This is a genomic window from Nocardia higoensis (assembly GCF_015477835.1).
Classification (GTDB): domain Bacteria; phylum Actinomycetota; class Actinomycetes; order Mycobacteriales; family Mycobacteriaceae; genus Nocardia; species Nocardia higoensis_A.
On the sequence record NZ_JADLQN010000005.1, the window covers coordinates 28998 to 54484 of the forward strand.

25 protein-coding genes are annotated in these 25487 nt (G+C 70.1%); 15 read left to right on the forward strand and 10 right to left on the reverse strand.

The genetic code is table 11. The features are described 5' to 3' along the window. Positions 1–97: 97 nt before the first annotated feature. Complete coding sequence (locus IU449_RS22730; protein ID WP_195004179.1) at positions 98–1069, reverse strand: glutamate ABC transporter substrate-binding protein; 972 nt, start codon at positions 1067–1069, stop codon at positions 98–100. Further along, entirely contained in the window at positions 1066–2331 is a 1266-nt protein-coding gene (locus IU449_RS22735) for a hypothetical protein (protein ID WP_195004180.1), read from the reverse strand. Before IU449_RS22735 ends, IU449_RS22730 begins: the two co-directional genes overlap by 4 nt. 380 nt (positions 2332–2711) lie before the next feature. Here IU449_RS22735 and IU449_RS22740 point away from each other — a divergent pair, with 380 nt between their 5' ends. After that, positions 2712–3389, forward strand: a complete 678-nt coding sequence (locus IU449_RS22740) for an NUDIX domain-containing protein (RefSeq protein ID WP_195004181.1) — start codon at positions 2712–2714, stop codon at positions 3387–3389. 95 nt (positions 3390–3484) lie between these two features. On the opposite strand, the gene thiE is transcribed toward IU449_RS22740, so the two are convergent. Next, positions 3485–4189 (reverse strand): thiamine phosphate synthase, encoded by a 705-nt coding sequence (gene thiE, locus IU449_RS22745; RefSeq protein WP_195004182.1) that lies wholly within the window; start codon positions 4187–4189, stop codon positions 3485–3487. Between the two features lie 101 nt (positions 4190–4290). Here thiE and thiO point away from each other — a divergent pair, with 101 nt between their 5' ends. The 5 genes from thiO (at position 4291) to IU449_RS22770 (ending at position 8296) form a co-directional block, all read left to right on the forward strand. Next, positions 4291–5385, forward strand: coding sequence for a glycine oxidase ThiO (gene thiO, locus IU449_RS22750; RefSeq protein ID WP_195004183.1), 1095 nt, complete (start codon positions 4291–4293; stop codon positions 5383–5385). Then, on the forward strand, positions 5382–5600 hold the full coding sequence (gene thiS, locus IU449_RS22755) for a sulfur carrier protein ThiS (RefSeq protein ID WP_195004184.1): 219 nt from the start codon (positions 5382–5384) through the stop codon (positions 5598–5600). The genes thiO and thiS overlap by 4 nt, the downstream gene beginning before the upstream one ends. Then, positions 5593–6363 (forward strand): thiazole synthase, encoded by a 771-nt coding sequence (locus IU449_RS22760; protein WP_195004185.1) that lies wholly within the window; start codon positions 5593–5595, stop codon positions 6361–6363. The genes thiS and IU449_RS22760 overlap by 8 nt, the downstream gene beginning before the upstream one ends. A 155-nt stretch (positions 6364–6518) precedes the next feature. Next, a complete protein-coding gene (locus IU449_RS22765) occupies positions 6519–7499 on the forward strand; it encodes an ABC transporter ATP-binding protein (protein ID WP_195004186.1) in 981 nt (326 codons plus the stop codon). Next, positions 7496–8296, forward strand: coding sequence for an ABC transporter permease (locus IU449_RS22770; protein ID WP_195004187.1), 801 nt, complete (start codon positions 7496–7498; stop codon positions 8294–8296). The genes IU449_RS22765 and IU449_RS22770 overlap by 4 nt, the downstream gene beginning before the upstream one ends. A gap of 188 nt (positions 8297–8484) precedes the next feature. Here IU449_RS22770 and IU449_RS22775 read toward each other — a convergent pair whose 3' ends face one another. From IU449_RS22775 to IU449_RS22785, 3 genes are all read right to left on the reverse strand, one after another. Then, positions 8485–8895, reverse strand: a complete 411-nt coding sequence (locus tag IU449_RS22775; protein ID WP_195004188.1) for a type II toxin-antitoxin system VapC family toxin — start codon at positions 8893–8895, stop codon at positions 8485–8487. Continuing rightward, positions 8892–9113 carry a FitA-like ribbon-helix-helix domain-containing protein gene (locus tag IU449_RS22780; RefSeq protein WP_195004189.1) on the reverse strand — a complete coding sequence of 74 codons (222 nt, stop codon included), beginning with the start codon at positions 9111–9113 and terminating at the stop codon, positions 8892–8894. The genes IU449_RS22775 and IU449_RS22780 overlap by 4 nt, the downstream gene beginning before the upstream one ends. Before the next feature lie 171 nt (positions 9114–9284). After that, positions 9285–9443 carry a hypothetical protein gene (locus IU449_RS22785; protein ID WP_195004190.1) on the reverse strand — a complete coding sequence of 53 codons (159 nt, stop codon included), beginning with the start codon at positions 9441–9443 and terminating at the stop codon, positions 9285–9287. A 223-nt stretch (positions 9444–9666) separates the two neighbouring features. On the opposite strand from IU449_RS22785, the gene IU449_RS22790 reads away from it, so the two are divergent. Genes IU449_RS22790 through IU449_RS22820 form a run of 7 tightly spaced genes read left to right on the forward strand, consistent with a single transcriptional unit; the run spans position 9667 to position 18948 of the window. Beyond that, on the forward strand, positions 9667–11400 hold the full coding sequence (locus IU449_RS22790) for an acyclic terpene utilization AtuA family protein (protein ID WP_195004393.1): 1734 nt from the start codon (positions 9667–9669) through the stop codon (positions 11398–11400). After that, a complete protein-coding gene (locus IU449_RS22795; RefSeq protein ID WP_195004191.1) occupies positions 11397–12557 on the forward strand; it encodes an acyl-CoA dehydrogenase family protein in 1161 nt (386 codons plus the stop codon). Before IU449_RS22790 ends, IU449_RS22795 begins: the two co-directional genes overlap by 4 nt. Positions 12558–12573: 16 nt before the next feature. Next, positions 12574–14169, forward strand: a complete 1596-nt coding sequence (locus tag IU449_RS22800) for an acyl-CoA carboxylase subunit beta (RefSeq protein WP_195004192.1) — start codon at positions 12574–12576, stop codon at positions 14167–14169. A gap of 7 nt (positions 14170–14176) precedes the next feature. Beyond that, on the forward strand, positions 14177–16216 hold the full coding sequence (locus IU449_RS22805) for an acetyl/propionyl/methylcrotonyl-CoA carboxylase subunit alpha (protein ID WP_195004193.1): 2040 nt from the start codon (positions 14177–14179) through the stop codon (positions 16214–16216). A gap of 9 nt (positions 16217–16225) precedes the next feature. Continuing rightward, a complete protein-coding gene (locus IU449_RS22810; protein WP_067852169.1) occupies positions 16226–17386 on the forward strand; it encodes an acyl-CoA dehydrogenase family protein in 1161 nt (386 codons plus the stop codon). A 27-nt stretch (positions 17387–17413) separates the two neighbouring features. Beyond that, positions 17414–18313, forward strand: coding sequence for an enoyl-CoA hydratase family protein (locus IU449_RS22815; protein ID WP_195004194.1), 900 nt, complete (start codon positions 17414–17416; stop codon positions 18311–18313). Positions 18314–18318: 5 nt separating this feature from the next. Further along, entirely contained in the window at positions 18319–18948 is a 630-nt protein-coding gene (locus IU449_RS22820) for a TetR/AcrR family transcriptional regulator (RefSeq protein WP_195004195.1), read from the forward strand. Positions 18949–19147: 199 nt separating this feature from the next. Here the strand turns inward: IU449_RS22820 and IU449_RS22825 are convergent, their stop codons facing one another. Next, positions 19148–19660 carry a DinB family protein gene (locus tag IU449_RS22825; protein WP_195004196.1) on the reverse strand — a complete coding sequence of 171 codons (513 nt, stop codon included), beginning with the start codon at positions 19658–19660 and terminating at the stop codon, positions 19148–19150. Positions 19661–19722: 62 nt separating this feature from the next. After that, positions 19723–20148: a MarR family winged helix-turn-helix transcriptional regulator gene (locus IU449_RS22830; protein ID WP_195004197.1), complete on the reverse strand. Its 426-nt coding sequence runs from the start codon at positions 20146–20148 to the stop codon at positions 19723–19725. Between the two features lie 155 nt (positions 20149–20303). Here IU449_RS22830 and IU449_RS22835 point away from each other — a divergent pair, with 155 nt between their 5' ends. Continuing rightward, on the forward strand, positions 20304–20771 hold the full coding sequence (locus IU449_RS22835) for a nitroreductase/quinone reductase family protein (RefSeq protein WP_195004198.1): 468 nt from the start codon (positions 20304–20306) through the stop codon (positions 20769–20771). Between the two features lie 199 nt (positions 20772–20970). Then, positions 20971–21555: a hypothetical protein gene (locus IU449_RS22840; protein ID WP_195004199.1), complete on the forward strand. Its 585-nt coding sequence runs from the start codon at positions 20971–20973 to the stop codon at positions 21553–21555. A 191-nt stretch (positions 21556–21746) separates the two neighbouring features. On the opposite strand, the gene IU449_RS22845 is transcribed toward IU449_RS22840, so the two are convergent. Beyond that, positions 21747–23864, reverse strand: a complete 2118-nt coding sequence (locus IU449_RS22845; protein WP_195004200.1) for an ArnT family glycosyltransferase — start codon at positions 23862–23864, stop codon at positions 21747–21749. Then, positions 23861–25297, reverse strand: a complete 1437-nt coding sequence (locus IU449_RS22850; protein WP_228805569.1) for a bifunctional glycosyltransferase family 2/GtrA family protein — start codon at positions 25295–25297, stop codon at positions 23861–23863. The genes IU449_RS22845 and IU449_RS22850 overlap by 4 nt, the downstream gene beginning before the upstream one ends. Between the last annotated feature and the right edge of the window lie 190 nt (positions 25298–25487).

The window sequence follows — 25487 nt, forward strand, 5'->3', positions numbered from 1 at the left end:
CCGTCTCATCGGGCGCGTGCGGGAGTGCGGCCTCCGGTTGCCAGGCGTCGGGAGGCGGGGCGTCGGGGCGCGGGGCGTCGGGTTCGGTCATCGGCGCTCAGTCCTGGTAGGTCGCGGCGGGCGGGCTCGGCGCGGGTCCGAGGACCGAAAGCCATTGCTGGTGAAGGCGGGTCCACGTGCCGTCGGAACGCAGGCGTTCGAGCGTGCGGTTGACGAAGCGCACCAGGTCCTCGGCGTCCTTGGGGATGCCGATGCCGTAGGGCTCGGCGCTGATGCTGTCGCCGACCACCTGGGTGTAGGGGTCCTGGGCGGCCAGGCCGGCGAGGATCGCGTCGTCGGTGCTCACCGCGTCCACTTGGCGTTGCTGCAACACCACCAGGCAGTCGGCCCAACTCGGCACGGTCAGCACCGCGGCGGCGGACTGCTCGCGGCGGATGCGGTCCAGCGACGTCGTGCCGCGCACCACGCACACCCGTTTGCCCGCCAGGTCGCCGATGCCGCCGATGCCGGAGTCCTTCATCGCCAGCACCCGCTGGTCGGCCCGCAGATACACCGTCGAGAACGCGACCTTCTCCTTGCGCTCGCAGGTGATGGTCATGGTCTTGGCGACCACATCCACGGTCCGGTCCTGCAACGCCTGCTCGCGATCGCCCGAACTGAGTGTGCGGAACTCGACCAGCTCCGGATCACCGAGCAGGTCGGCGGCGATCTCACGGGCGATGTCGGCGTCGAAACCGACGACCCGGCCGGTGGTCGGATCGCGGAAGCTGAACAGGTTGCTTCCGGTGTCCAAGCCGACCACCAGCCTGCCGCGCCGACGGATCGCGTCGAGGGTGGGCCCGGCGGCCGCCCCATCCGGGCGCAGGCTCGCGGTCGGGTCACCGCAGGCCGCCTCGTCGCGCGGGGGCAGCGGGGCGGCGGTGTCCAGCAGCTCCGCTCCGGCGGGCAGCGGCGGACCGCCGATGTCCGGCCCCGACGGGCGACCGGCCGGCTCCGGCGCCGACCCACAGCCGGTGAGGATCGCGCATCCGGCCAGCAGTGCGGCGCACACCGCGCGCCGGGCCCTCACCGGTACTCCCGCAGTCGCGGCCAGATACCCGCGCAGACGCCGCCGATCGCGAGCAGCACGAGCACCAGCGCGCCGGGGGAGAGAAAGTCCAGCGCACGCGCGGCGTGGGAGATGTGATCGCGTTGGTGGACGCGGGTCTCCTCCAGCGCGCCGTCCAGCGCCAGATCCAGCGCGTCGACGGCCGCCGAGGTCTCCGCGACGCCGGAACCGGTGGCGACCTGCGCGGCGCCCGGGTAGTCGCCGCGCGCCAGCGCGTCGTTCATCCGCTGATGCGACGCGCGCCAGCGGTCCAGCGCCGCCGTGGCCGAGTCGACCGCGTCGGTGGCCGGCGCTTCGTCCGGGTAGCCTTCGAGCAGGTCGGCGATCCGGGCGATGCTCTCGTCGTAGATCCGGTCGTAGTCGCCTGTCGCGTCACGCCTGGCCAGTTTCAGGGTCTCCGCCGTGCGCGCCTGGTGGGTGAGGATGCGGCTCTCCACCAGCCGGGAACCGGGTACCGTGCCCTCGTCGCGACCGCCGATCATCGCCGCCGCCGAGATCGATCCGGCGATCACCGTCCAGGCCAGCAGGATCAGCATCGCCGCCGACGCGGCCAGCAGACCGGGATTGAGCACTCGGCGCCATCGTCGGGTGAGCAATGTCTGTACCCACGCCAGCGCGCCGAGCGCCACGAGCAGCAGCACGATCGCCGTCCACGGTGGCCGCACATGCCTGCGTCCGGCCTCGTCGACCGCCGCCGACCGATGGTCCTCCAGCTCCTCGGCCATCGGCAGCAGCGTGCTCTGCATCTGGTGGGATGCCTCGCTCAGATACGCCGCGCCCACCGGGTAACCGCTGCGATTGTTGGCTCGTGCGGTCTCGACCAAGCCCGTGTACACCGGCAGACCGGTGGCGATGCCGGTGCGCAGTCGGGCGTCGGCTTCGGCGTCGCCCGCGCCGATCACCACTTCGGCCGCGGCCGCGCCGACGGCCTGGGCGTAGCGTTCGCGCACTGTCTGCGGTTCCAGACCGCCGGAGATGAAGGCGGTGCTCGCGGCGGCGTCGGCGATCGACAACGAGGTGTAGAGCCGGTGCGCCGAATGCGCCTCCGGTTCGGTCTCCGCCAGCAGCACGTCCAGTGCCAGCTGCCGGTCTCCGACCATGTCGGCGGTGACGACGGCCGCGCTCGCGCACAACGCGATCAACAGCAATCCCACCGCGATCAGCAACCCCGGCGAGGATGTCGCGAAGGCCCGGACGTTGGCCGGGTCGAGCCGCTCGCGCACGGCGGCGGCCGCGGCGCCTCGCTGCCCGGTGCGTGGCTTCCGCGGCGGCCGCGCCTCCCGTGTCGGCCACGGCTGCCTCGTATCCGCCGTCGTCGGCACTCGATCATCTCCGCCGCCCGGCGCGGGGCCTGCCCGTGTGCCGCGGACTGCCGTCCGCGTCCGCTCGTCGGCCTCCGGATCAGCGTCCGTCCCGGTCCCGAGCCCCGCTCCTGCGCCGCGCCCGCTTTCCGCCCGTGTCATCCGTCCACCTCCGCGGTCCGCGTCCCGGCCGTGCGCCTGCATCGCAGTTTATTGTGGTCATATCGATGCCGCGGTGCGTCGGACACCCCCGGGCGGGTGCGGCGGGGGTGGTGCGTCGCGGCGGAACGAGGATGGTTGCGATGCGTGGTGACGGCGACGGGTGGTCCATCGGCCCGGACGGCCTACGGCACTGGGGCAAGTACGGTGCTGCCGGATTGTTGCTGCGAGCGCCGCTGGCGGGCGGAGGCTCGGCCGTACTGCTCCAGCATCGGGCCCCGTGGAGCCATCAGGGCGGCACCTGGGCGCTGCCCGGCGGCGCCAAGGACAGCCACGAATCCTCCGTGCACGCCGCCGTCCGCGAAGCCGAGGAGGAAGCGGGCATCGCGCACACCGAGATCCGCGTCCGCGCCGAGCGGGTGACCGCGTCGGTTCTCAGCGGCTGGACCTACACGACGGTCGTCGCCGACGCCCCGGCCACACTCGAGACCAGCGCCAACCGTGAAAGCCTCGAACTGGCCTGGGTCCCGGAGGACGAAGTCACCGACCGCCCCCTGCACCCCGGCTTCGCCGCCGCCTGGCCCACCCTGCGCGCCACCCCGGCGCGCGCCGTATGGGAGGAATTGGCGGCCGCCGGTGACGCCGAGGCGATCGCCGCCGCCCTGCCCCGCACGGTGGACCTCGCCGACCAGGGGTTCTACTGGTTGCACGCCGACCCGGCCGGGCCCGGCGGCGAAGCCCACATCGTCGCGGCCGCTGAAGGAGCGGGCCCAGTCTCTGTGTCCACGCTGTCGATGACCGTCCGCCAAATACTCGCCTGAGCTGTTCCACCGGCTCAGGCCGGTCGATCCAGGGGTGGAACTACACGCGGCCGGATTGCGGCGCGCAGGTCGGTTGGGCGCGACCAGCTCGCGCACTACTCCGGGGCGGCGGTCAGCAGGGCGTCTTTGAGTTCCCTAGCCGCGGCCTCCGGATCACGGGCTTCGGTGATGGCCCGCACCACGACGATCCGCCGGGCGCCCGCCGCCAGCACTTCCGGCAGCCGCTGCGCGTCGATGCCGCCGATGGCGAACCAGGGCAGGGTGGGATGGGACTCGGCGGTGGAGCGGACCAACTCCAGACCGGCGGCTTGCCTGCCGGGCTTGGTCGGTGTCGACCACACCGGGCCGGTGCAGAAGTAGTCGATGTTCTCGTCGATCGCGGCGAGCCCGGCCTGGGCTCGGTTGTGGGTGGAGCGGCCGATCACCACGTCGGGACCGAGGATGCGGCGGGCATAGGAGGGTGGCAGGTCCCCCTGCCCGAGGTGCAGGACATCGGCGCCCGCGGCCAGGGCGATGTCGGCGCGATCGTTCACCGAGAGCAGTCCGCCGTGCCTGCGCGCGGCGGCCTTGAGTTCGGCGAGCGCGCCGAGTTCGGCCTCGGCCTCCAGCGGGCCGAATCGGGCTTCGCCCGCGGAGCCCTTGTCCCTGAGCTGGATGATGTCGACGCCACCGGCGAAGGCGGCGTCGGCGAACCTCGCCAGATCGCCCTTTTCGCGGCGCGCGTCGGTGCACAGGTACAGCCGCGCCGTGGCCAGGCGCTCGCGGGGCGGCAGGGGACGGTTCTGGTGGGAGGGATGCACGTCACAGACGGTAGCCGCGCTACCGTGGGGAAGCGAGCACAGGGCGTCCCCGCGCAGCGATCAGGTGCGCAGCGGGTAGGCCGGGTAGGTAGGTGGAAGACATGCGGACTCTGGCCGTCGTCGGCGGCGGCGCCATCGGTTTCGCGGTGGCCTGGCGGGCCGCCGAGGCCGGGTGGCAGGTCACGCTGTTCGACGCCGCCGCGGGTTCGGGCGCCTCCCGGGTGGCGGGCGGCATGCTCGCTCCGTTGTCGGAGGGCTGGCCCGGGGAGGACAGCGTTCTCGGCTTCGGCGCGGCCTCGCTGGCGCGCTGGCCCGATTTCGCGGCGCGATTGGCAGCGGCCACCGGGGTGGACGTCTTCGTCGCCGACCAGACCCTCACCGTCGCGCTCGACTCCGCCGACGCCGCCGATCTGCGCACCGTCGCCGATTGGGTGGGCGAACGGGGCCACGAGCTGCGACTGCTCGACCGCGCCGCAGTCCGTGAGCTCGAACCGGCGCTGGCCAGAACCATCCGGGCCGGACTGCTGTCGAGCGAACCTGCCATCGACAACCGGCTGCTGTTCGGTGCGCTGCGTGAGGCCGCGGTCGCCGCGGGGGTGGACGTGCGCGAGCACGCCGTGACCGATCCGGCCGCGCTGGAGTTCGACCAGGTGGTCGTCTCCGCGGGCGCCGCCTCCGGCGGGTTGTGGCCCGATCTGCCGGTCCGCCCGGTCAAGGGCGAGATCCTGCGCCTGCGGCAGCGCCCCGGCGTCGCGCCCGCGCCCAGCCGGGTGATCCGTGCCAGGGTGCACGGCCGCCCGGTGTATCTCGTACCCCGCGCGGACGGGATCGTCGTCGGCGCCACCCAGTACGAGGTCGGCTTCGACATCACGGTCACCGTCGGTGGCGTGCGCGACCTCATCGCCGACGCGGAAGCGATCTTTCCCGCGATCGGCGAATACGAACTGGCCGAGGCGAGTGCGGGCCTGCGCCCCGGCACCCCTGACAATCTGCCACTCATCGGCAGGCTCACCGATCGCGTGGTCGCCTCGACCGGCCACGGACGCAACGGCATGCTCGCCGTCCCGCTCACCGTGGATGCCACGTTGGCCGCGTTGGCCGGTGACGCGCTGCCCGAGGCCGCGGGCGCCGACCCGCACCGCTTCACCCGGACGCCTGCCCCGGCGTCGCCGTCCGTCTCAGGAGGAGTTCGATGACCGCCATGTCCATCCCGATCGGTGTCACGGTGAACGGCGAGGACCACGAGTTCCCGGAGCCGCTGACCGTGCGCGAACTGCTCGAGCGGCTGACACTGCCGTGCCAGGGCGTGGCCGTGGCCGTGGACGGCGTGGTGTTCCCGAAGTCGCGCTGGGACGAACCGGTCGGCCGCGGCTGGTCGATCGAGGTGCTGACGGCGGTCCAAGGTGGCTGAGCTTTCCACACTGCCGCCGCTGCGCATCGCCGACCGCGAATTCGGTTCCCGGCTCATCATGGGCACCGGCGGCGCGGAGAATCTCACCGTGCTGGAGGAGGCATTGGTCGCCTCGGGCACCGAGCTGACCACCGTCGCCATGCGCCGTGTCGATGCCGCGGGCGGCACCGGCGTGCTGGATCTGCTGAAGCGACTCGACATCATGCCGCTGCCCAACACCGCGGGCTGCCGCACCGCCGCCGAAGCCGTGCTCACCGCGCAGTTGGCCGCCGAAGCGCTCGACACCACCTGGGTCAAGCTCGAGGTCGTGGCCGACGAGCGCACCCTGCTGCCCGACCCGATCGAACTGCTCTCCGCCGCCGAACAGTTGGTCGACGCCGGTTTCACGGTCATGCCCTACACCAACGACGACCCGGTCCTGGCCCGCCGCCTCGAGGACGCCGGTTGCGCGGCCGTCATGCCGCTGGGCGCCCCCATCGGCACCGGTCTCGGCATCGGCAATCCGCACAACATCGAGATGATCGTGGCGGCGGCGGGGGTCCCGGTGATTCTCGACGCGGGCATCGGCACGGCCAGCGACGCCGCCCTGGCCATGGAACTCGGCTGTTCGGCGGTGCTGCTGGCCACCGCCGTCACCCGTGCCAAGCAGCCTCCGATGATGGCCGCCGCGATGGCCGACGCGGTGCGCGCGGGCCTGCTGGCCCGGCAGGCCGGTCGTATCCCCAAGCGTTTCTGGGCCCAGGCTTCGTCGCCGCAGCGCTGACCGGACGGCCGAACAGCCATCCGCTCGGTGACGACCCCGGCGGTCTCGCCGGATGACCCCGAGACCGCCGCGGCTCGAGGTCGATCTCGAGGATGACCGGAATCCACCCCTGAGTGGTGACGCGGAAGGCCCGTCGGTAGGGAATGCTGGTGCCCATGATCGAAGTGAGGGGTCTGACCAAACATTACGGCCGGACCGTCGCCGTCGAGGATCTCACCTTCACCGTCCGACCCGGACAGGTGACGGGTTTCCTCGGACCCAACGGCGCGGGCAAGTCGACGACGATGCGGATGATCCTGGGACTGGACCGGCCCACGGCGGGCACCGCGCTCATCGACGGAAAGCCGTACCAGGAAATCGACAACCCGCTGCGCACCGTCGGCGCCCTGCTCGACGCCAAGTGGGTGCACCCGAATCGTTCGGCGCGCGCGCACCTGCAATGGATGGCCGCGTCCAACGGCATCGAGAAGGCGCGGGTCGAGGAGGTGCTGCGACTGGTCGGCCTGTCCGAGGTCGCCGACCGCAGCGCGGGCGGGTTCTCCCTGGGCATGTCGCAGCGGCTCGGCCTGGCGGGTGCCCTGCTCGGCGATCCGAAGGTGCTGCTGTTCGACGAGCCGGTCAACGGTCTCGACCCGGAGGGCATCCTGTGGATCCGCCGGTTCATGCAGCGCCTGGCCGCCGAGGGCCGCACCGTGCTGGTGTCGAGTCACCTGCTCTCGGAGATGGCGCAGACCGCCGAGCACCTGGTGGTGATCGGCCGCGGCAAGCTCATCTCCGATACCACCACCAAAGAGTTCATCGAGCGCGCCTCCGAGCAGAGCGTACGGGTGCGCAGTCCCCAACTCGACGAACTGCGCAGCCTGCTGACCTCCGAGAACCTGACCGTGCGCGACGACGGCTCGAGCTCGGGAGAACCGGCTCTGCTGGTGGCGGGCGTGACCAGCGACGCCGTCGGCATGCTGGCGAGCAAGAACAACATCACGCTGTTCGAGCTGTCCCCGCAGCGCGCCTCGCTGGAAGAGGCGTTCATGCGGATGACCGGCGGCTCGGTGCAGTATCACGGCGAAGGCGCCGACCAAGTGGGCGTGCCGGGTCCCGGCGCGCAGATGGCAGCGATGGGAGGGGCGCTCCGATGAGCGTGTTGGCCGCGGAACGAATCAAACTGACCTCGACCCGATCGCCCTGGTGGTGCACCGGCCTGGCGATCGTGTTCTCCCTGGGCATCACGGCGCTGTTCGGCCTGCTGCTGAACGTCACGATGAGCGCCTGGAAGGACGACCCGTCGATCGCGCCGGAACCGCCGCTGGCCGACAACGTGCTCTCCGCGCTCGGCATCACCGGCGCGGCCTTCCTGCCCGGCTTCGGCTACATCCTCATCATGATCATGTGCGCCCTGGCCGTGACCAGCGAGTACCGCTTCGGCACCATGCGCGCCACCTTCCTGGCCGTCCCCAACCGGACCGCGGTGCTGGCCACCAAGGCCGGGATGCTGGCGGTGGGCGCGGCTGTGCTGTCGGCGGTGCTCACTTTCCTGGGCTTCCTGATCCTGAAGGTGGTCACCACCGACGAGGTGGGGGTGAAGCTCAGCCTCACCGAGGGCGACACCAAGATCTTCTACGCGGTCCCGATCTTCATCGCCCTGGTGGCCGTGCTCTCGGTCGGTGTGGGTGCGCTGATCCGCCAGTCGGCGGGCGCGATCTCGCTGTTGATCGTCTGGCCGGTACTCATCGAGCCGATCATCGGCGCCTTCGGCAAGTACGGACGTAATATTCAAGTGTTCCTGCCGTTCCAGAACGCGAACCGCTTCCTCGGCATGGAGGACCCGGGCCTTCCGTGGCACTGGGGAGCGTGGCCCGCGCTCGCGTACTTCACGGCTTTCGTCGCGGTCGTCTTCACCGCCGCGGTGGTCGTGGTGAACAGGCGGGACGCCTGACACAGAGCCCCCCGGGCAGCGCCCTCGCCGCCCGGGAACGCGGAGGCGACCTCGTCAGCAGGTCCGCTCCGCGTCGGCGCGATCATCACTGCCCGATGGTCGCGCCCCCCGCCGGCCCGGTGTGTGAAGGACTTCCTTCCACACCGGGCCGTCGGCGTTTCCTCGGAGCCAGCCAGGGCTTTCGACGATCAGTCTTCCCAGGGATTGACGATCTCGATGCCGATCTCGGCGAAGTCCTTTACGTTGCGGGTAGCGACAGGGCAGTTTTTCGCCGCGCAAATGGACGCTATCTGTGCGTCGGCGTAGCCGATGGGGCGGCCGAGTCGACGGCGTGTCGAGACGATCCGGCCGTACAGACGCGCCGCTTCGTAGTCGAACGACTCGATTTCCGCCCCGAATTCGTCGAACAATTCCTCTGCGAGCCCACGCAGACCTGTTTTCCGTCGGCCGTCAGGTAGGTTTTCGATTCCCGCCCAAATCTCACCGACGGTCACCGACGTGATCGTGACGTCGGATGTGCTCTCCAGCCAAGTGACGACCTGAGGTGCCGGGGTGGGCCTGAACAGCTCCGACACGACGTTGGTATCAGCGATGATCACAGTGGCGCTGCTCCGGCCTCCGGCTGCTCCGGGATGTCCAGATCCGCGGCGTACGGTCGGCTGCGTTCGTACAGTTCGCGCAGTAGAAGCTTCGGTTTGACAGCTTCGGAGAGAATGGCCCGCGCCTCGGATTCCATGCTCCTGCCGTGCGCTGCGGCTCGGCGCCGCAGGCGCTCTTTCACGTCGGGATCCAGGTCGCGGATAGTGATGGCAGCCACGAAATCAATGCTATCAATGATTCGATCGTGTGTCTCGGATCGTGCGGCGGCGCGGCGCCGAACTGCCCGTGTGGCAGGATCATTCGTTCTCGGTGAGACAACGTGATCCCATCGGATTCACTCGCCGCTGATCGCGGGCGCGGGCCGCCGCCTATCCGATGGGCGCTGCGTTCAGCCCAGCCCCCAGAAGAGTCCGGCCGCGGCGGCGAGCGCGCCGCACGCCGCCAGCCCGATCGCCAGCGGCCGGGAGGTCTTCCAGAGCGAGTAGGCGCCGCCGAGCAGGAAGCCGGCGAGGGCGAGCATCAGCATCATCGTCACGTCGGGGGACATTGGGCCGATTCTGCCGTGTCGCTGGATCGGGCGGTGCACGATAGGCGGGTGGCGCGTCCGCATGGGCTCGCCGGTGCGGCGTATCCGCGGGTTCCGGCTGTCCGGGCAGGGCGCTGACCTGCATGGACAATTAACAAGCACGCTAGCTTGATTTTTTCTTGCCCGGATGTGATGCTGGGCCGGACACGAACGACGAGGCATGTCGAAGGGAGGCCCCGGGCTGATGGGCAGACTTGCCGCCGACCCCGAGGTGATCAGGATCGGCAATTGTTCCGGGTTCTACGGCGACCGGCTCTCCGCCATGCGCGAGATGCTGGAGGGCGGGGATCTCGATGTGCTCACCGGTGACTATCTGGCCGAGCTGACCATGCTCATCCTCGGCCGCGACCGGATGAAGGACGCGAGCCTCGGCTACGCCAAGACCTTCGTCGCCCAGATCCGCGACTGCCTCGGCCTCGCACTGGACAAGGGCGTGCGCATCGTGGTGAACGCGGGCGGACTGAACCCCGCCGGTCTGGCCGACAAGGTGCGCGAGATCGCCGCCGAACTCGAACTGGACGCGAAGGTCGCCCACGTCGAAGGTGACGACCTGCTGCCGCGTGCGAGCGAACTCGGGCTCGGCGCGCCGTTGACCGCCAACGCCTATCTCGGCGCGTGGGGCATCGTGGAATGTCTCGGCGGTCGCGACGGTCGGCACACAGCCGCCGACATCGTGGTCACCGGCCGCGTCACCGACGCCTCGGTCATCGTCGGACCCGCCGCCGCGCACTTCGGCTGGACCCGCACCGACTACGACGCCCTCGCCGGCGCGGTCGTCGCCGGGCACATCATCGAATGCGGCACCCAGGCCACCGGCGGCAACTACGCTTTCTTCACCGAGATCGCCGACCTGGGCCGACCGGGCTTCCCCATCGCCGAGATCCGCCGCGACGGCAGCAGCGTCATCACCAAGCACGACGGCACCGGCGGCGCGGTCACCGTCGATACGGTCGAAGCCCAGCTCATGTACGAGATCCAGGGCGCCCGCTATGCCGGACCGGATGTCACCGCCCGGCTGGACAGCGTGCGGCTCACCCAGGACGGCCCGGACCGGGTCCAGGTCTCCGGTGTCACCGGGGAGGCCCCGCCGCCGCGGCTCAAGGTCTCGCTGAACACCCTCGGCGGCTTCCGCAACGAGATGGAGTTCATCCTCACCGGCCTGGACATCGAGGCCAAAGCCGACCTGGTGCGCGGGCAGCTGGAGTCCTGGCTGCCGGTGCGCCCGGCCGAGCTGGACTGGACGCTGGTGCGCCTGGACCGCCCCGACGCCGAGACCGAGGAGCAGGCCAGCGCTCTGCTGCGCTGCGTGGCGCGCGACCCGGATCCGAAGAAGGTGGGCCGCGCGTTCTCCGGGACGGCCGTGGAGCTGGCGCTGGCGAGCTACCCGGGGTTCAGCTCCACCACCCCGCCCGGCAACGGTTCGCCCTACGGCGTCTACACCGCGGGCTTCGTCGACGCCGCCGAGGTGCCGCACGTCGCGGTGCTGCCCGACGGCTCGCGAATCGACATCGCGCCGTCCGAGCAGACGAGGCCGCTCGAACCCGTCGGCGAACCCGAACTGCCGCAACCGTTCTCGAGTGAGCGCTCCCGGCGCGTCCCGTTGGGAACGATCGCGCTCGCCCGCAGCGGCGACAAGGGCGGCGACGCGAATATCGGCGTCTGGGTGCGCACCGACGACGCCTGGCGCTGGCTCGCGCACACCCTCACCGCCGACAAGCTGCAAGAACTTCTGCCCGAAACCGCGGGTCTGACCGTCACCCGGCATGTCCTGCCGAATCTGCGCGCGGTGAACTTCCTCGTCGCGGGTTTGCTCGGCAAGGGCGTGGCGTACCAGGCCCGGTTCGACCCGCAGGCCAAGGGACTCGGCGAATGGCTGCGGTCCCGTCACATCGATATTCCCGTGGAGTTGCTGTCATGACTGCATCTGTCAATCCGTGGACGACCCCGGAGCGTCGCGAATTACGCGCCACCGTGCGCGGTTTCGTCGAGCGCGAGGTGCTGCCCCACCTGGACCAGTGGGAGCGTGACGGCGAGCTGCCGCGCGATCTGCACAAGAAGGCGGGCGAACTCGGCCTGCTCGGCCTGCAGTTCCCCGAGGAGGTCGGCGGTGGCGGCGGCACGGCCATCGACACCGCGATCCTCTGCGAGGAGATCCACCAGGCCGGCGGCTCGGGCGGGCTGTTCGCCTCGCTGTTCACCTGCGGCATCGCGGTCCCGCACATCGTCGCCTCCGGCAACCAGGAGCTGATCGATCGCTACGTCAAGCCGACCCTGGCCGGCGACATGATCGGCTCGCTGGCCATCACCGAGCCCGGCGGCGGCTCCGACGTCAACAACCTGTCGACCACCGCGCGCCTGGAAGGCGACCACTACATCGTCAACGGCGCCAAGACCTACATCACCTCCGGCTGCCGCGCCGACTTCGTGGTCACCGCGGTCCGCACCGGTGGCAAGGGCTCCGCCGGCATCTCGCTGCTGGTCGTCGACAAGGGCACCCCCGGCTTCACCGTGAGCCGCAAGCTGGAGAAGATGGGCTGGCAGGCCTCCGACACCGCCGAACTGTCCTATGTGGACGTCAAGGTGCCGGTGTCGAACCTGGTCGGCCCGGAGAACGCCGGTTTCTACCTGATCGCGGGAGCGTTCGTCTCCGAGCGGCTCGGCCTGGCCGTGCAGGGCTACTCCCAGGCCCAGCGCTGCCTGGACCTCACCCTGGAGTGGGTGCGCAACCGCGAGACCTTCGGCCGCCCGCTGATCAGCCGCCAGGCCGTGCAGAACACCGTCACCGAGATGGCCCGCCGCATCGATGTGGCGCGCGTCTACTCCCGCGAGGTCGCCCGCCGCGCCGCCGAGGGCGAGACCGATCTGATCGCCGAGGTGTGCTTCGCCAAGAACACCGCCGTCGAGGCCGCCGAATGGGTCGCCCACCAGGCGGTTCAGCTGCACGGCGGCATGGGCTACATGCGTGAGGCCGAGGTGGAGCGCCAGTACCGCGACATCCGCCTGCTCGGCATCGGCGGCGGCACCAGCGAGATCCTGTTGGGTCTGGCCGGTAAGCGTCTGGGCTACCAGGCGTGATCGGGGGCGGACAGGCATGACCGTGTTGCGTAGCGTCCTGGACTCCGGCACATCGGAGTACCGTGCGGCCGCCGAGGCGATGAGCGCCAAGCTCACCGAGGTCGAGGCCGAATTCGTCAAAGCCGTGGAAGGCGGCGGGCCGGACAAGCTGGCCCGGCACCGCAAGCGCGGCAAGCTCACCGCTCGTGAGCGCATCGAACTACTCGTCGACGAGGATTCCGCGTTCCTCGAACTGTGCCCGCTCGCCGCTTGGGGCAGCGAATTCCATGTCGGCGCCAGCGTCGTCACCGGCATCGGAATCGTGGAAGGCGTCGAGTGCATGGTCGTCGCGCACGACCCCACCGTGCGCGGCGGCACCTCCAACCCGTGGACGCTGCGCAAGAATCTGCGCGCCAACGACATCGCCCGCCAGAACCGGCTGCCGCTGGTGAACCTGGTGGAGTCCGGCGGCGCGGACCTGCCCACCCAGAAAGAGGTGTTCGTTCCCGGCGGGCGGCTGTTCCGCGACATCACCCAGCTGTCCGCCGAGGGCATCCCGACCATCGCCCTGGTGTTCGGCAACTCCACCGCCGGTGGCGCGTACGTGCCGGGCATGTCGGATTACACGGTGATGATCAAGGAACGCTCCAAGGTGTTCCTCGGCGGCCCGCCGCTGGTGAAGATGGCCACCGGCGAGGAATCCGACGACGAGTCCCTCGGCGGCGCGGACATGCACGCCCGCGTCTCCGGCCTGGCCGACTACCTGGCCGCCGACGAACAGGACGCGATCCGCCTCGGCCGTTCCATCGTCAAGCGCCTGAACTGGCGCAAACAAGGCCCAACCCCCCAGCCCGCGCTCGAACCCCGCTACGACGCCGAGGAACTGCTCGGCATCGTGCCCTCGGATCTGAAGATCCCGTTCGATCCGCGCGAGGTGATCGCCCGCGTCGTCGACGATTCCGATTTCGACGAGTTCAAGCCCCTCTACGGCAGCAGCCTGGTGACGGGCTGGGCGCGACTGCACGGCTACCCGGTCGGCATCCTCGCCAACGCGCGCGGCGTGCTGTTCTCCGAGGAAGCGCAGAAGGCGGCCCAGTTCATCCAGCTGGCCAACCAGTCCGACACGCCACTGCTGTTCCTGCACAACACCACCGGCTACATGGTCGGCAAGGAGTACGAGCAGAAGGGCATCATCAAGCACGGCGCGCTGATGATCAACGCGGTCTCGAACTCGAAGGTCCCGCACCTGACCCTGCTGATGGGCGCCTCCTACGGTGCGGGCCACTACGGCATGTGCGGGCGCGCCTACGATCCCCGTTTCGTCTTCGCCTGGCCCAGCGCCAAATCCGCCGTCATGGGCGGCGCGCAGCTGGCGGGCGTCATCTCCATCGTGGGCCGCGCCGCCGCCGAAGCGCGCGGCAAAGCCTTCGACGAGGAGGCCGACGCGGGCATGCGCGCCATGATCGAAGCGCAGATCGAAGCCGAGTCGCTGCCGATGTTCATGTCGGGCAGGCTCTACGACGACGGCGTCATCGATCCCCGCGATACCCGCACGGTGTTGGGCATGGCGTTGTCGGCCGTCCACAACGCCCCGATCGAAGGCGCCGCGGGCTTCGGCGTCTTCCGGATGTGAGGCTGTCATGACAAGGGATCGGGACACATCGATCTCCACCGTGCTGGTGGCCAATCGCGGCGAGATCGCGCGGCGGGTCTTCGCCACCTGTCGCCGGATGGGGCTGGGCACCGTGGCGGTCTACTCCGACGCCGACGCGCAGGCTCCGCACGTCGGTGACGCCGACGCCGCCGTCCGCCTGCCCGGCAACACTCCCACCGAGACCTATCTGCGCGGCGAGTTGATCATCGAGGCGGCGCTGTCCGCCGGTGCCGACGCGGTGCACCCCGGCTATGGATTCCTCTCCGAGAACGCCGAATTCGCGCGGGCCGTGCTCGACGCGGGTCTGACGTGGATCGGTCCGCCGGTGGCCGCCATCGAGGAGATGGGCTCGAAGGTCGCCTCGAAGAAGCTGATGGCCGCGGCGGGGGTTCCTGTTCTTCCGGAACTGGACCCCGCCGAGGTCGCCGAGAGCCACCTGCCGGTGCTCATCAAGGCATCGGCAGGCGGCGGCGGTCGCGGCATGCGCGTGGTCCGCGATCTGAGCGAGCTGTCCGGACAGATCGAGGCCGCCCGCCGGGAAGCCGAATCCGCGTTCGGTGACCCGACCGTGTTCTGCGAGCGGTACCTCGAGACCGGCAGGCACATCGAGGTCCAGGTGATGGCCGACACCCACGGCACCGTGTGGGCGCTGGGCGAGCGGGAGTGCTCGATCCAGCGCAGGCATCAGAAGGTCGTGGAGGAAGCGCCCTCGCCGCTGGTCGAGCGCATCGACGCGGCGTCGGCCGACGACCGTCCCGGTATGCGGGACCGGCTGTTCGAGGCCGCCCGGCTGGCCGCGTCCGCGATCGGCTACACCGGCGCGGGCACCGTCGAGTTCCTGGCCGACGAGACCGGCGAGTTCTACTTCCTGGAGATGAACACCCGCCTGCAGGTGGAGCATCCGGTCACCGAATGCACCACCGGCGTCGATCTGGTCCGGCTCCAGCTGGCGGTGGCCGCCGGTGATCGGCTGCCCGCCGAGCCGCCGGTGATGCGCGGCCACTCCATCGAGGTCCGCCTCTACGCCGAGGACCCCGCCCACGACTGGCAGCCGCAGAGCGGCACGGTGCACCGCATCGACATTCCGCACGTGGCAGCCGAGTTCGAACCCCTCACCCGCGCGGGCATCCGCCTGGACACCGGCGTGCTGGACGGTTCCGTGGTGGGCGTGCACTACGACCCGATGCTCGCCAAGGTCATCGCCTTCGCCGAAACCCGCACGGAGGCAGCTCGACTGCTGGCCTCGGCATTGCGACGCGCCCGCATTCACGGCTTGGTCACCAACCGCGACCTGCTGGTCCGCGTCCTGCGCCACCCCGCGTTCCTGGCGGGCGACACCGACACGGCGTTCTTCGCGACCCACGGTCTGGACACCCTCGCCGCCCCGCTGGCCGAGCCCGCCGACGAACGCCTGTCCGTCGTGGCCGCCGCACTGGCGGACGCCGCCGTCAACCGCGCGAGCGCGCGGACCGGCGGCGGATTGCCCAGCGGCTGGCGCAATCTGCCCTCGCAGTCGCAACGCAAGTCCTACGACAGCCGTCGCACCGGCACCCACGACATCGACTACCGGTATGTCCGTGGCCGCGCCACGGTCGAAGGACACGACGGCCTCGAGGTCGTCTCGGCCGGTCCCGACCGGGTCGTGCTGTCCGTGCCGGGCGAACGCGGCCCCGTGCGCCGGAGCTTCGACATCGCCCGCTACGGCGAACTGGTCTGCGTCGACTCTCCGCTCGGCCCGGTGAGCGTGCGCAGACTGCCGCGCTTCAGCGACCCCGCCGACCAGTTCGCCACCGGTTCCCTGCTCGCCCCCATGCCGGGAACCGTGATCCGGCTCGGCGCCGCCGTGGGCGATCGGGTGAGCGCGGGCCAACCGGTGCTCTGGCTGGAGGCCATGAAGATGGAGCACACCATCGCGGCGCCCGCCACGGGCGTGCTCAGCGCGTTGAACGTCGAGGTGGGCCGTCAGGTCGAGCTCGGCACAGTACTGGCCGTCGTAGATCCCGACGACGCGATCGACGAGAAGTAAGGACCGACCATGAGTTTCATCGAAACCGACGAACGCAAGGCGCTGCGCGCAGCTGTGGCTCAGCTGGCCCTCAAATACACCTACCGCGACTATGTGCTGCCCAAGGCGCGCAAGGGCGAGCCGCTCACCGAACTGTGGCAGGAGGCGGGCGCGCTCGGCTTCCTCGGCGTGAACATCCCCGAGGAATACGGCGGCGGCGGCGCGGGCATGTACGAGCTGTCGCTGGTCATGGAGGAACTGTCCGCCCAGGGCGCGGGCCTGCTGCTCATGGTCGTCTCGCCGGCCATCTGCGGCACCATCATCAGCCGCTACGGCACCGACGAGCAGAAGCAGAACTGGCTGCCGCGCATCGCCGACGGCTCGGCCAAGATGGTCTTCGGCATCACCGAGCCCGACGCGGGCTCCAACTCGCACCAGATCACCACCACCGCCCGCCGCGACGGCGACGACTGGCTGCTGACCGGCCGCAAGATCTTCATCTCCGGCGTCGACCAGGCCGAGGCCGTGCTGATCGTCGCGCGCACCGAGGACCACAAGACCGGCAAGCTCAAGCCCGCGCTGTTCATCGTCCCCACCGACGCCCCCGGCTTCACCAAGGTGGCGCAGGAGATGGACATCATCGAGCCCGACCACCAGTACAACCTGTTCCTCGACGACGTCCGGCTGCCCTCGACAGCGCTGGTCGGCAAGGAGGACGCCGCGCTCATGCAGCTGTTCGCGGGCCTGAACCCCGAGCGCATCATGGGCGCCGCCATGGCCGTCGGCGTGGGCCGCTACGCCATCGATCGCGCCGTCGAATACGCCAAGGAACGCACCGTCTGGAAGACCCCGATCGGTGCCCACCAGGGTATTTCGCACCCGCTGGCGAAGGTGAAGATCGAACTCGAGCAGGCCAAGCTGATGATGCAGAAGGCCGCCACCCTCTACGACGCCGGCGACGAGATGGGCGCCGCCGAGGCCGCGAACATGGCCAAGTACGCGGCGGGCGAGGTCAGTATCAACGCACTCGACCAGGCCATCCAGACCCACGGCGGCGCGGGCCTGACCGCCGACTACGGTCTGGCCGCCATGCTCGGCGCGGCCCGCATCGCGCGGATCGCGCCGGTCAGCCGGGAGATGATTCTCAACTTCGTCGCCCAGCACTCGCTCGGTCTGCCGCGCTCGTACTGATCCACGCCTGTTCGTAAGGAGACCACGATGTCTGATCCCCGGCCGTCCGAAGGCGCGGCGTCCCGTCCGGCCTCGTCCGAGGCCGGGGTTCCCGGGGGCGTCAGCTCCGATGCCGCGACCTCGGATGACGCGCCGTCGGGTGTGGAGGTGTCCGCTGCGACGCCGCCGCTGGTGCGCTACGAAGTCCGTGACCGTTTCGCGGTCCTGACCTTGGACTCCCCGCGCAACCGGAACGCACTGTCGACCCGCCTGGTCGCCGAACTGCTGCGCGGTCTCGACGACGCGGCGGCCGACCCGGCGGTGCGCGGCGTCGTGCTCGCCCACACCGGCAACACCTTCTGCGCCGGCGCCGATCTCACCGAGGCGAGCGACGCCGATCCCGCCGTGGCTGCCGACCAGCGGACCAGGACCATGATCGGTGTCCTGCGCAGGCTGGTGGACCTGCCCAAGCCGGTCGTGGCGCAGATCGAGGGCAACGTCCGCGCGGGCGGTATGGGCATCGTGGCCGGCTGCGACCTGGTCGTGGCGGGCCCGTCCAGCTCCTTCGCCCTCACCGAAGTGCGCATCGGCCTGGCCCCGTTCATGATCTCGCTGACCCTGCTCCCGCGGCTGGATCCCCGCGCGGCGAGCCGCTACTACCTGACCGGCGAGAAATTCGACGCCGCCGTCGCCCAACAGATCGGCCTGGTCACGGTCACCGCCGACGACCCCGCCGCCGAGGTCGCCCGGCTGTGTGCCGAACTGCGCAAAGGCGCGCCGCAGGGCTTGGCCGAGGCGAAGCGGCTGGTCAACGCCGCCGTCCTCGCCGAGTTCGATCGCTCCGCGGAGGAATTGGCGCGACGCTCGGCCTCGTTCTTCGGAACCCCGGAGGTGCGCGAGGGCATGACGGCCTTCTTGCAGCGCCGGCCGCCGCACTGGGCAGAATGACGATCATGGCGACACCGCACGAACCCAAGCAGGACCGCAGCCGGGCCACCCGGCAGCGGCTGCTCGAGGCGACCATCGACTGCCTGGCCGAAATGGGCTGGGCCGCGGCCACGGTCGCGGTGGTCGCCGAACGCGCGGGCGTCTCCCGTGGCGCGGCCCAGCACCACTTCCCGACCAGGGAAGAGCTCATCACCGCCGCCCTCGAGTACATGTTCGACGTCCGCACCGAACAAGCCCTCAGCGAAGCGGGAGCCCTCTCCGAGCATCTCGACGGCATCGCCCGCACCGAGGCGGTCGTCACCGGCCTGGTCGAATCCTGCACCAGCCCCTTGTTCAAAGCGGCCCTCCAGGTCTGGACCCACGCCGCCGCCGACCCCGCCCTCCGTGAACGCATCGTCCCCCTGGAAGCCCACTTCGGCCGAGCCTCCCACCGCCGCGCCGTGGAAGCCCTCCGAGTCGACGACTCCGATCCCGTCACCCACCACCTCGTCCAGGCCACCCTCGACCTCGCCCGTGGTCTCGGCCTGGCCGACGTGCTGACCGACGACTCGCAGCGGCGTAAGCAGATCGTCAAGCAGTGGGCCGCCACCCTCCACACGGCACTCGCCACGACATCGGCCGTGAACCTCGGTTGACGTCTGCGAGGCCCGGTCGCGCCTACCGGGAACGTCTTCGTCGACAACGTCCCCGTCGGCACGCACACCATCTCGGCGTGGTGTCCGAACGGCGGGATCGCGACAACGACGGTGGAGATCACGGGCTGACCTGACATGACAGGCTGAACAAACGAGTCCACCCGGTGTATCCGCGCCGGGTGGATTATTTCGTGAGCGTTCAGAGGCCTGTGGTTCCGTCGATGCGTTCGCGGATGAGGTCGGCGTGGCCGCAGTGGCGGGCGTACTCGGCGATCATGTGCGTGTAGATCCAGCGCAGACTCACCTGGCTGTCCATGAACGGACTCGTGTCGTCCAGGTGGCGGGTGGCGCAATTGCGGCGGGCGTGGGCGATCTCGTCCTGCCAGACGGCCAGGGCGGTGTCGTAGGACGAATGGTCGAACACCGCGAAGCCGCCGTCGTGCCCGGCAGTGTCGGCGCGCGGGTCGTGGATCGGCGGGGCGGACTCCCCCGCGAGGACCCTGCGGAACCAGTTGCGTTCGACCTCGGCCATGTGCTGAACCAAGCCGAGCAAGGTCAGCGGAGAGGGCGCCGCGGAGGCGATACGCAACTGAGCGTCGTCGAGTCCCCGGCACTTCATCACCAGCGTTGTGCGGTAGAAGTCGAGCCACGATTCCAGCGTGGCGCGCTCGTCGGCGTTCAGCGGCGGCATGGGCCGTTCATCGATCGTCACGAAGGTCGATGGTGCCATCGGGGTCCGACATGGCACGCACACCATTGGGCTCGGAGCCGCGTTCAGAAGGTTTCGCCGGTCCGCTCCAGGTAGCGGGCGACGATACCCAGTTCTTCTTCGGTGAACTCGGCGTTGGCCTGGTAGAGGGTCTCGGTGTGTTGCCCGTAGCGGCTGATGATCGGTGCGATCTGCTCCCAGTCGAGTTCGATGTTGACCCGCCGACGATCGCCGGGATCGTGCGCGCGCCGCAGGTAGCCGGCGTTTTCGAGTCGATCCAGAACTCGCGTCACGGTACTGGTCGGCAAGCCGGTGGTCTGGCTGAGTCGCTTCGGGGTGCGCACGTCTTCGCGCAGGACGAGCAGGTGCAGCGTCTGCAGATCGGTGACCAGCAGGCCGAATTCCCGTGCGATGCGCTCGTTTCCGAGCACGGCGTTGACCAGGGCGCTCTGCAGGGCGCGCTGGATACGGACGCTGTTGGGGCTGGACACCGCATGCCTCCCGGTTCTAGTATTCCCGTTACGGGATTGTTCCGATGCGGGAATAAACGTGAACGGGACGTTCCCGCCTCCGAAATTCTAGGGGACTCCAACGCCATGACCACGCGCGATGCGGTCCCACCGTGTTCCACAGAGGGAGTCGGCACATGTCGGATGTAGGGGCGTTGCCCGGATGGTTGAAGCCCGCGAACCACGTCGTGAAGTTCTTGCACCGCCTCGGCGTCCCGCTCGGCACCATCCACATCATCACGATCCCCGGCCGCGTTTCCGGCGAGCCGAGATCGACGCCGGTCTCACCGCTGACGGTGGACGGACGGCGATATGTCATCGCGGGACTGGCGAATTGCAGCTGGGCGAAGAACGCCAGGGCCGCTGCTCACGGCACGCTGAGCAAAGGGCGTGCGCGTGCGGACATCACTCTTACCGAAGTCACCGATCCGGCGATGCGAGAGAAAGTCATGACCGCCTTCCCCGCCGAGGTGCCGCACGGCGTGCAGTTCTTCATTCGCATCGGCGTGGTCGAGAGCGCCGACCCCGCCGAATTCGGCGCGGCCGCCGACAAAGTCGCTGTGTTCGAGATTCGCCCGGCCGCGGGCACGTCTTCGAACCGTTGAGTAGCTCGGGCGGCGAATCACGGCCCCGATACTCGGCGAGAGCTTCGAGCGGGTCACCGTGGTCGAGCGCGACCCGTCGCCGAACCGAGCGCAGGATCGTCCGCCGTTCTCATAGTTCGCACATGAAACGAATCGTCTTGTGCCTCCGATGATTCGAGCAGCACCTGTCACCCAGCGGGGCTCAACCCTCGGAGGAAACATGAACCGATCCGTTCTGCTCATCGTTGCCACGACCACCGCCGCGGCCGTGCTCACCGCGTGCGGCGGCGAAGACGCCTCCGACAAGGGCTCCGCGGCCTCGACCGCCGTGTCCACGAGCGCGTCGGCCCCGGCGACCGCACCCGGCGCCCCGGCCCCCGGTCCCGATGCCGGAACCGCGGCCCCTGCTCCCGAGACCACCGTGCCGGCCCCCGAGGCGACGGTGCCCGCTCCCGAGGCAACGGTGCCCGCTCCGGAGCCGACCGTGCCCGGCGACACCGGCGTGACCGAATCCCCGGCGCCGTCGGAGGACCACTGTGCCATAGTGGGAGACGAGTATCTGACCACCTCACTACAGATGACGGGTGGTTCCACTCGCCTTGTCCCGCTCCAGGACTCGCGCTGCACCGGCACTTTCGCCTCGGCGAACCACTGGCCGGAGGGCGCCCAACATCCCGAGCTGTACCTGTTCCGGTACTCCGAGGCGCACGGGCACTGGCGCTTCGTCGAACACGGCTACGGCGGCATGAACTGCGCCGGCAAGTACGGCCTGTCGGCGGAGGACGCCTCGATCCTCCGCTGCTGATCGCGCATCCTCACCGGGTGGCCGATCAACGTCCTTCCGGCCGGACGAATCCGTCGAGGTCTTCCACCGACTCGACAGGCGTTGTCACCTGAGGTCACCCGCTCGCTTCGACCCCGGCAATCCGCTCGCCAATCTGGGGTTCCGCGGCTGACCTACGGAGCATGCGTCGTGGCCGGAGGTGGCGGGCACGGTCAGCGCGGAGCGGTCAGGTCGTAGACGGTCACGCCGTCGACCTCGGTCGGGGTGAAGTTCTGCTCGACCCAATCGCTGATGCGCGAACTCTCCGACTCGGCGCTGCCGCCCGGACCAACGCGCCCGCCGCCGAGGAAGTAGTGGATCTCGCGGTCGCGCACGTACTGCTGGAACTGTTCGAGGGTGGGGGACGGATCGCTGCCGTTGAACCCGCCGACGGGCATGACGGGCATTCCGGTCGCCAGCTGCACACCCGCGGCGCTGTTGGAACCGACGGCCGCGGCGACCCAGGTGTAGTGCGAGCTGTCGGTTTCCATCAGGGCGACGAGTTCGCTGCCCGCGGTGGCTGCGGCGAGCAGGCCGCCGGGGCCGCCCGGCATACCCGGGCCGCCGATCCCGCGTCCGACGGGGGGAACGCTCGCCGGTTGCCCGGCGACGGCCTCGTTCGGCGCGGTCGGGGCGGATCCGCTCGAATTGCGTGCGGCGCCGAGGAACGGGTCGGTGTCGTCGGTCGATCCATCGCTGGGCCGCGACGGCGAGGGGAACGGACCTCCCGGCATCGGGGAGCCGCCGGGCATGGCGCGCAGCTCGCCGGGCATACGTGGTCCGGGCCCGCCCCAGCCTCCGGTGACGGGGCCCGCGGTGGGGATGGAGCCCTGATGGGAGTCGCCGAGCGTCTGGACGGTGTAGGCCACCGGACCGGCGAGGCTCGCGAAAGCCGCTGCCACGGCGACACCGGTCAGCGCCGTGCGCGGCGCGCGAACGAGCACACCCACGGCGGCGGAGATGCCGGTCACCAGAACCGCCCAACGCAGCCAGGGTACGAAATCCGCGCTGCGCGACAACAACATCCACGCGGTCGCCGCGCTGAGGGCCGCCGCGGCCGCGAGGGCGAGCCGCACCCACGGCCGGTCACGCTCGCGCCAGGCCAGTACCGTTCCCGCGCCCACGAGCGCGGCGATGCCGGGGGCCAAGGCGACCGTGTAGTACTGGTGAAAGATGCCCTGCATGAAGCTGAACACCAGGCCGGTGACGATCAGCCAGCCGCCCCACAGGATCAGCGCGGCGCGCTTGTCGTCGGTGCGGGGAGCCCGGCCGCACAGCACGAGCCCGGTCGCCAGCAGGACCAGTGCGGCGGGGATCAACCAGGCGATCTGACCGCCCTGGGCGTTGTCGAACATCCGGGTGAGGCCGGTCTGCCCCCACATGCCGTTGCCGCCGGGCGGCAGTTCACCACCGGGGCCGACACTGCCGGTCTCGTGACCGTTGAGCCTGCCCAGACCGTTGTATCCGAGCGTCAGTTCGATGATCGAGTTGTTCTGCGAGCCACCGATCCACGGTCGCGACGACGCGGGCCACAGCTCCACCGCCAACAGCCACCAACCGGCCGCGACCACCATCGCCGCGCCCGCCGCGAACAGCTGGGCGAGGCGCTTGCCGAGCCGCGGCGGCCCGGCGACCAGATAGGTCAGCGCGAGCGCCGGCACGACCAGCAGCACCTGCAACTGCTTGGCCAGGAAGCCGAAGCCGATGAACGCGCCGGTCAACACCAGCCACCGCCAGCGCCCGTCCGCCACCGCGCGGGTCATCGCCCACGCGGCCGCCACCATCAGGAAGATCAGCAGCGCTTCGGGATTGTTGAAGCGGAACATCAACGCCGCCACCGGGGTCACCGCCAGCACCAGCCCCGCCAGCAGGCCGGCGGCAGGGCCGAACACTCTGCGCACGGCGGCCCACAACAGCGCCACGCTGCCCACGCCGAGCAACACCTGCGGCACCAGCATGCTCCAGCTGTTGAGCCCGAACAGCCGCGCCGACAATGCCATCGGCCACAGCGAGGCGGGCGGCTTGTCGACGGTGATCGAGTTCGCGGCGTCGGAGGAACCGAAGAAGAACGCCTTCCAGGATTCCGAACCCGCCTGCACGGCGGCCGAATAGAAGGCGTTGGCCCAGCCGTTGGCGGAGAGGTTGTAGAGGTAGGCCACGGTGGTGCCGACGAGAAGCAGTGCCAGCAGCACATATTCGCGGCGGAGCCGGGGAGTTGTGACCGAATCCTGCCGCGCGGTCGCGGGGGTCGGCGTGGCAGGGTTCGATGACGTGGTGAGTGTGCCGGTCACCGGGCGGCTCCTGACGTGTCGTCGGTGCGAGGGGTGTCGGCCGTGCGCGCGGCGTTCCGAGCGTGGCCGGAGGGACGGATGAGGTCGGCCGTGCAGGTGGGATCCCGACCGGCGCCCGGGTGAGCGGGGCAGGCGGGGGCGCTCGATACAGCGGGATTGCACCCGACTACGGCGCAGCGGGCCGTGTGGTGCCGACCGATCAACCCGTCACCTCCCGCGTCGCGGAACACCCAGCGCAGGCCGACGAAGCGGGCGACGGTGGCGACCAGGTTGGCCGACACCAGCACGCCCAACTCGACGTACACGGGCGCGTCGGCGGCCCAGCGGTGCAGGGCGAACAGGGAGCCGCTGGTCACCAGCAGTCCGAAGCCGAAGACCAGCAGCCCTTGGAACTGATGGGTGAACACGCGCGTAGAACCCCGCACGCCGAAGGTGAAGGCGCGATTGGCGGCGGTATTGGCGACGGCGGTCAGCAGCAGGGCGACGAAGTTGGCGGCCTGCGCGCCCGCGACCGGCTGCAGCAGCAAATACAACAGGATGTAGGCGAGCGTCGACCCCACGCCGACCAGTGCGAAGCGCACCACCTGCCCGACCATGCCGAGCGGGACGCCGGGCACCAGCGGTTCGCGCCCGATGGCCGCGCGCACTTCCTCCAGCGGTAGTGCGCCGGTGGCGATCGCCCTGGCCAGCCGCCAGACGCCGCGCAGGTCTTTGCGCGCGGTGTCCACGATGTCGACGCGGCTGTCGGGGTCGTCGATCCAGTCGACCGGCACCTCGTGGATCCGCAGTCCGGCGCGTTCGGCGAGGACCAGCAGTTCGGTGTCGAAGAACCACTCACCGTCCTCGATCAGTGGCAACAGGCGGTGCGCCACCTGTGCGCGGATCGCCTTGAAGCCGCATTGCGCGTCGGAGAAGTGCGCGCGCAGAGCGGCTTTCAGGATGAGGTTGTAGCAGCGGGAGATGATCTCGCGCTTGGGCCCGCGCACCACCCGTGACGAGGCGTCCAGGCGGGTGCCGATCGCCAGATCCGAATGCCCGGACACCAGCGGAGCCACCAGCGGGAGCAGCGCGTCCAGATCGGTGGACAGGTCGACGTCCATGTAGGCGAGCACCTGCGCGTCGGAGCGTTCCCACACCGCACGCAACGCCCGTCCGCGCCCCTTGGCGTCCAGGTGCATCACCCGCACGCCCGGCATCGACGCGGCGAGATCGTCGGCGATGCGCAAGGTGTCGTCGGTACTGGCGTTGTCGGCGATGGTGATGCGCGCGGAGAAGGGGAAACCGCCGCGCAGGTACTCGTCCAGGCGGCGCACACAGGCACCGAGCCCGGCTTCCTCGTTGTAGACGGGAATCACGATGTCCAGCACCGGCGCCCGGTCTTCGGCGGTGGAATCACGCGCCGCCGCATCGGCTGTTGCCACGGTCTCGGTCATGAGCTCCACGATCGAGCCCGCTGCTCCCGCGCCGCTGGGACGGAACTGGGAGATTCCTGGGAACATCGCGCCGGGTACTTGCCCGGCGGGGTGCGATCGGATTCGGCTGTGACCAGCACCGCGGGCGGGCTTGTTCGCGTACCACCGACGTGGGGGTCATCGGACCCGCCGCGCGGTGGGCAGCCGGTCG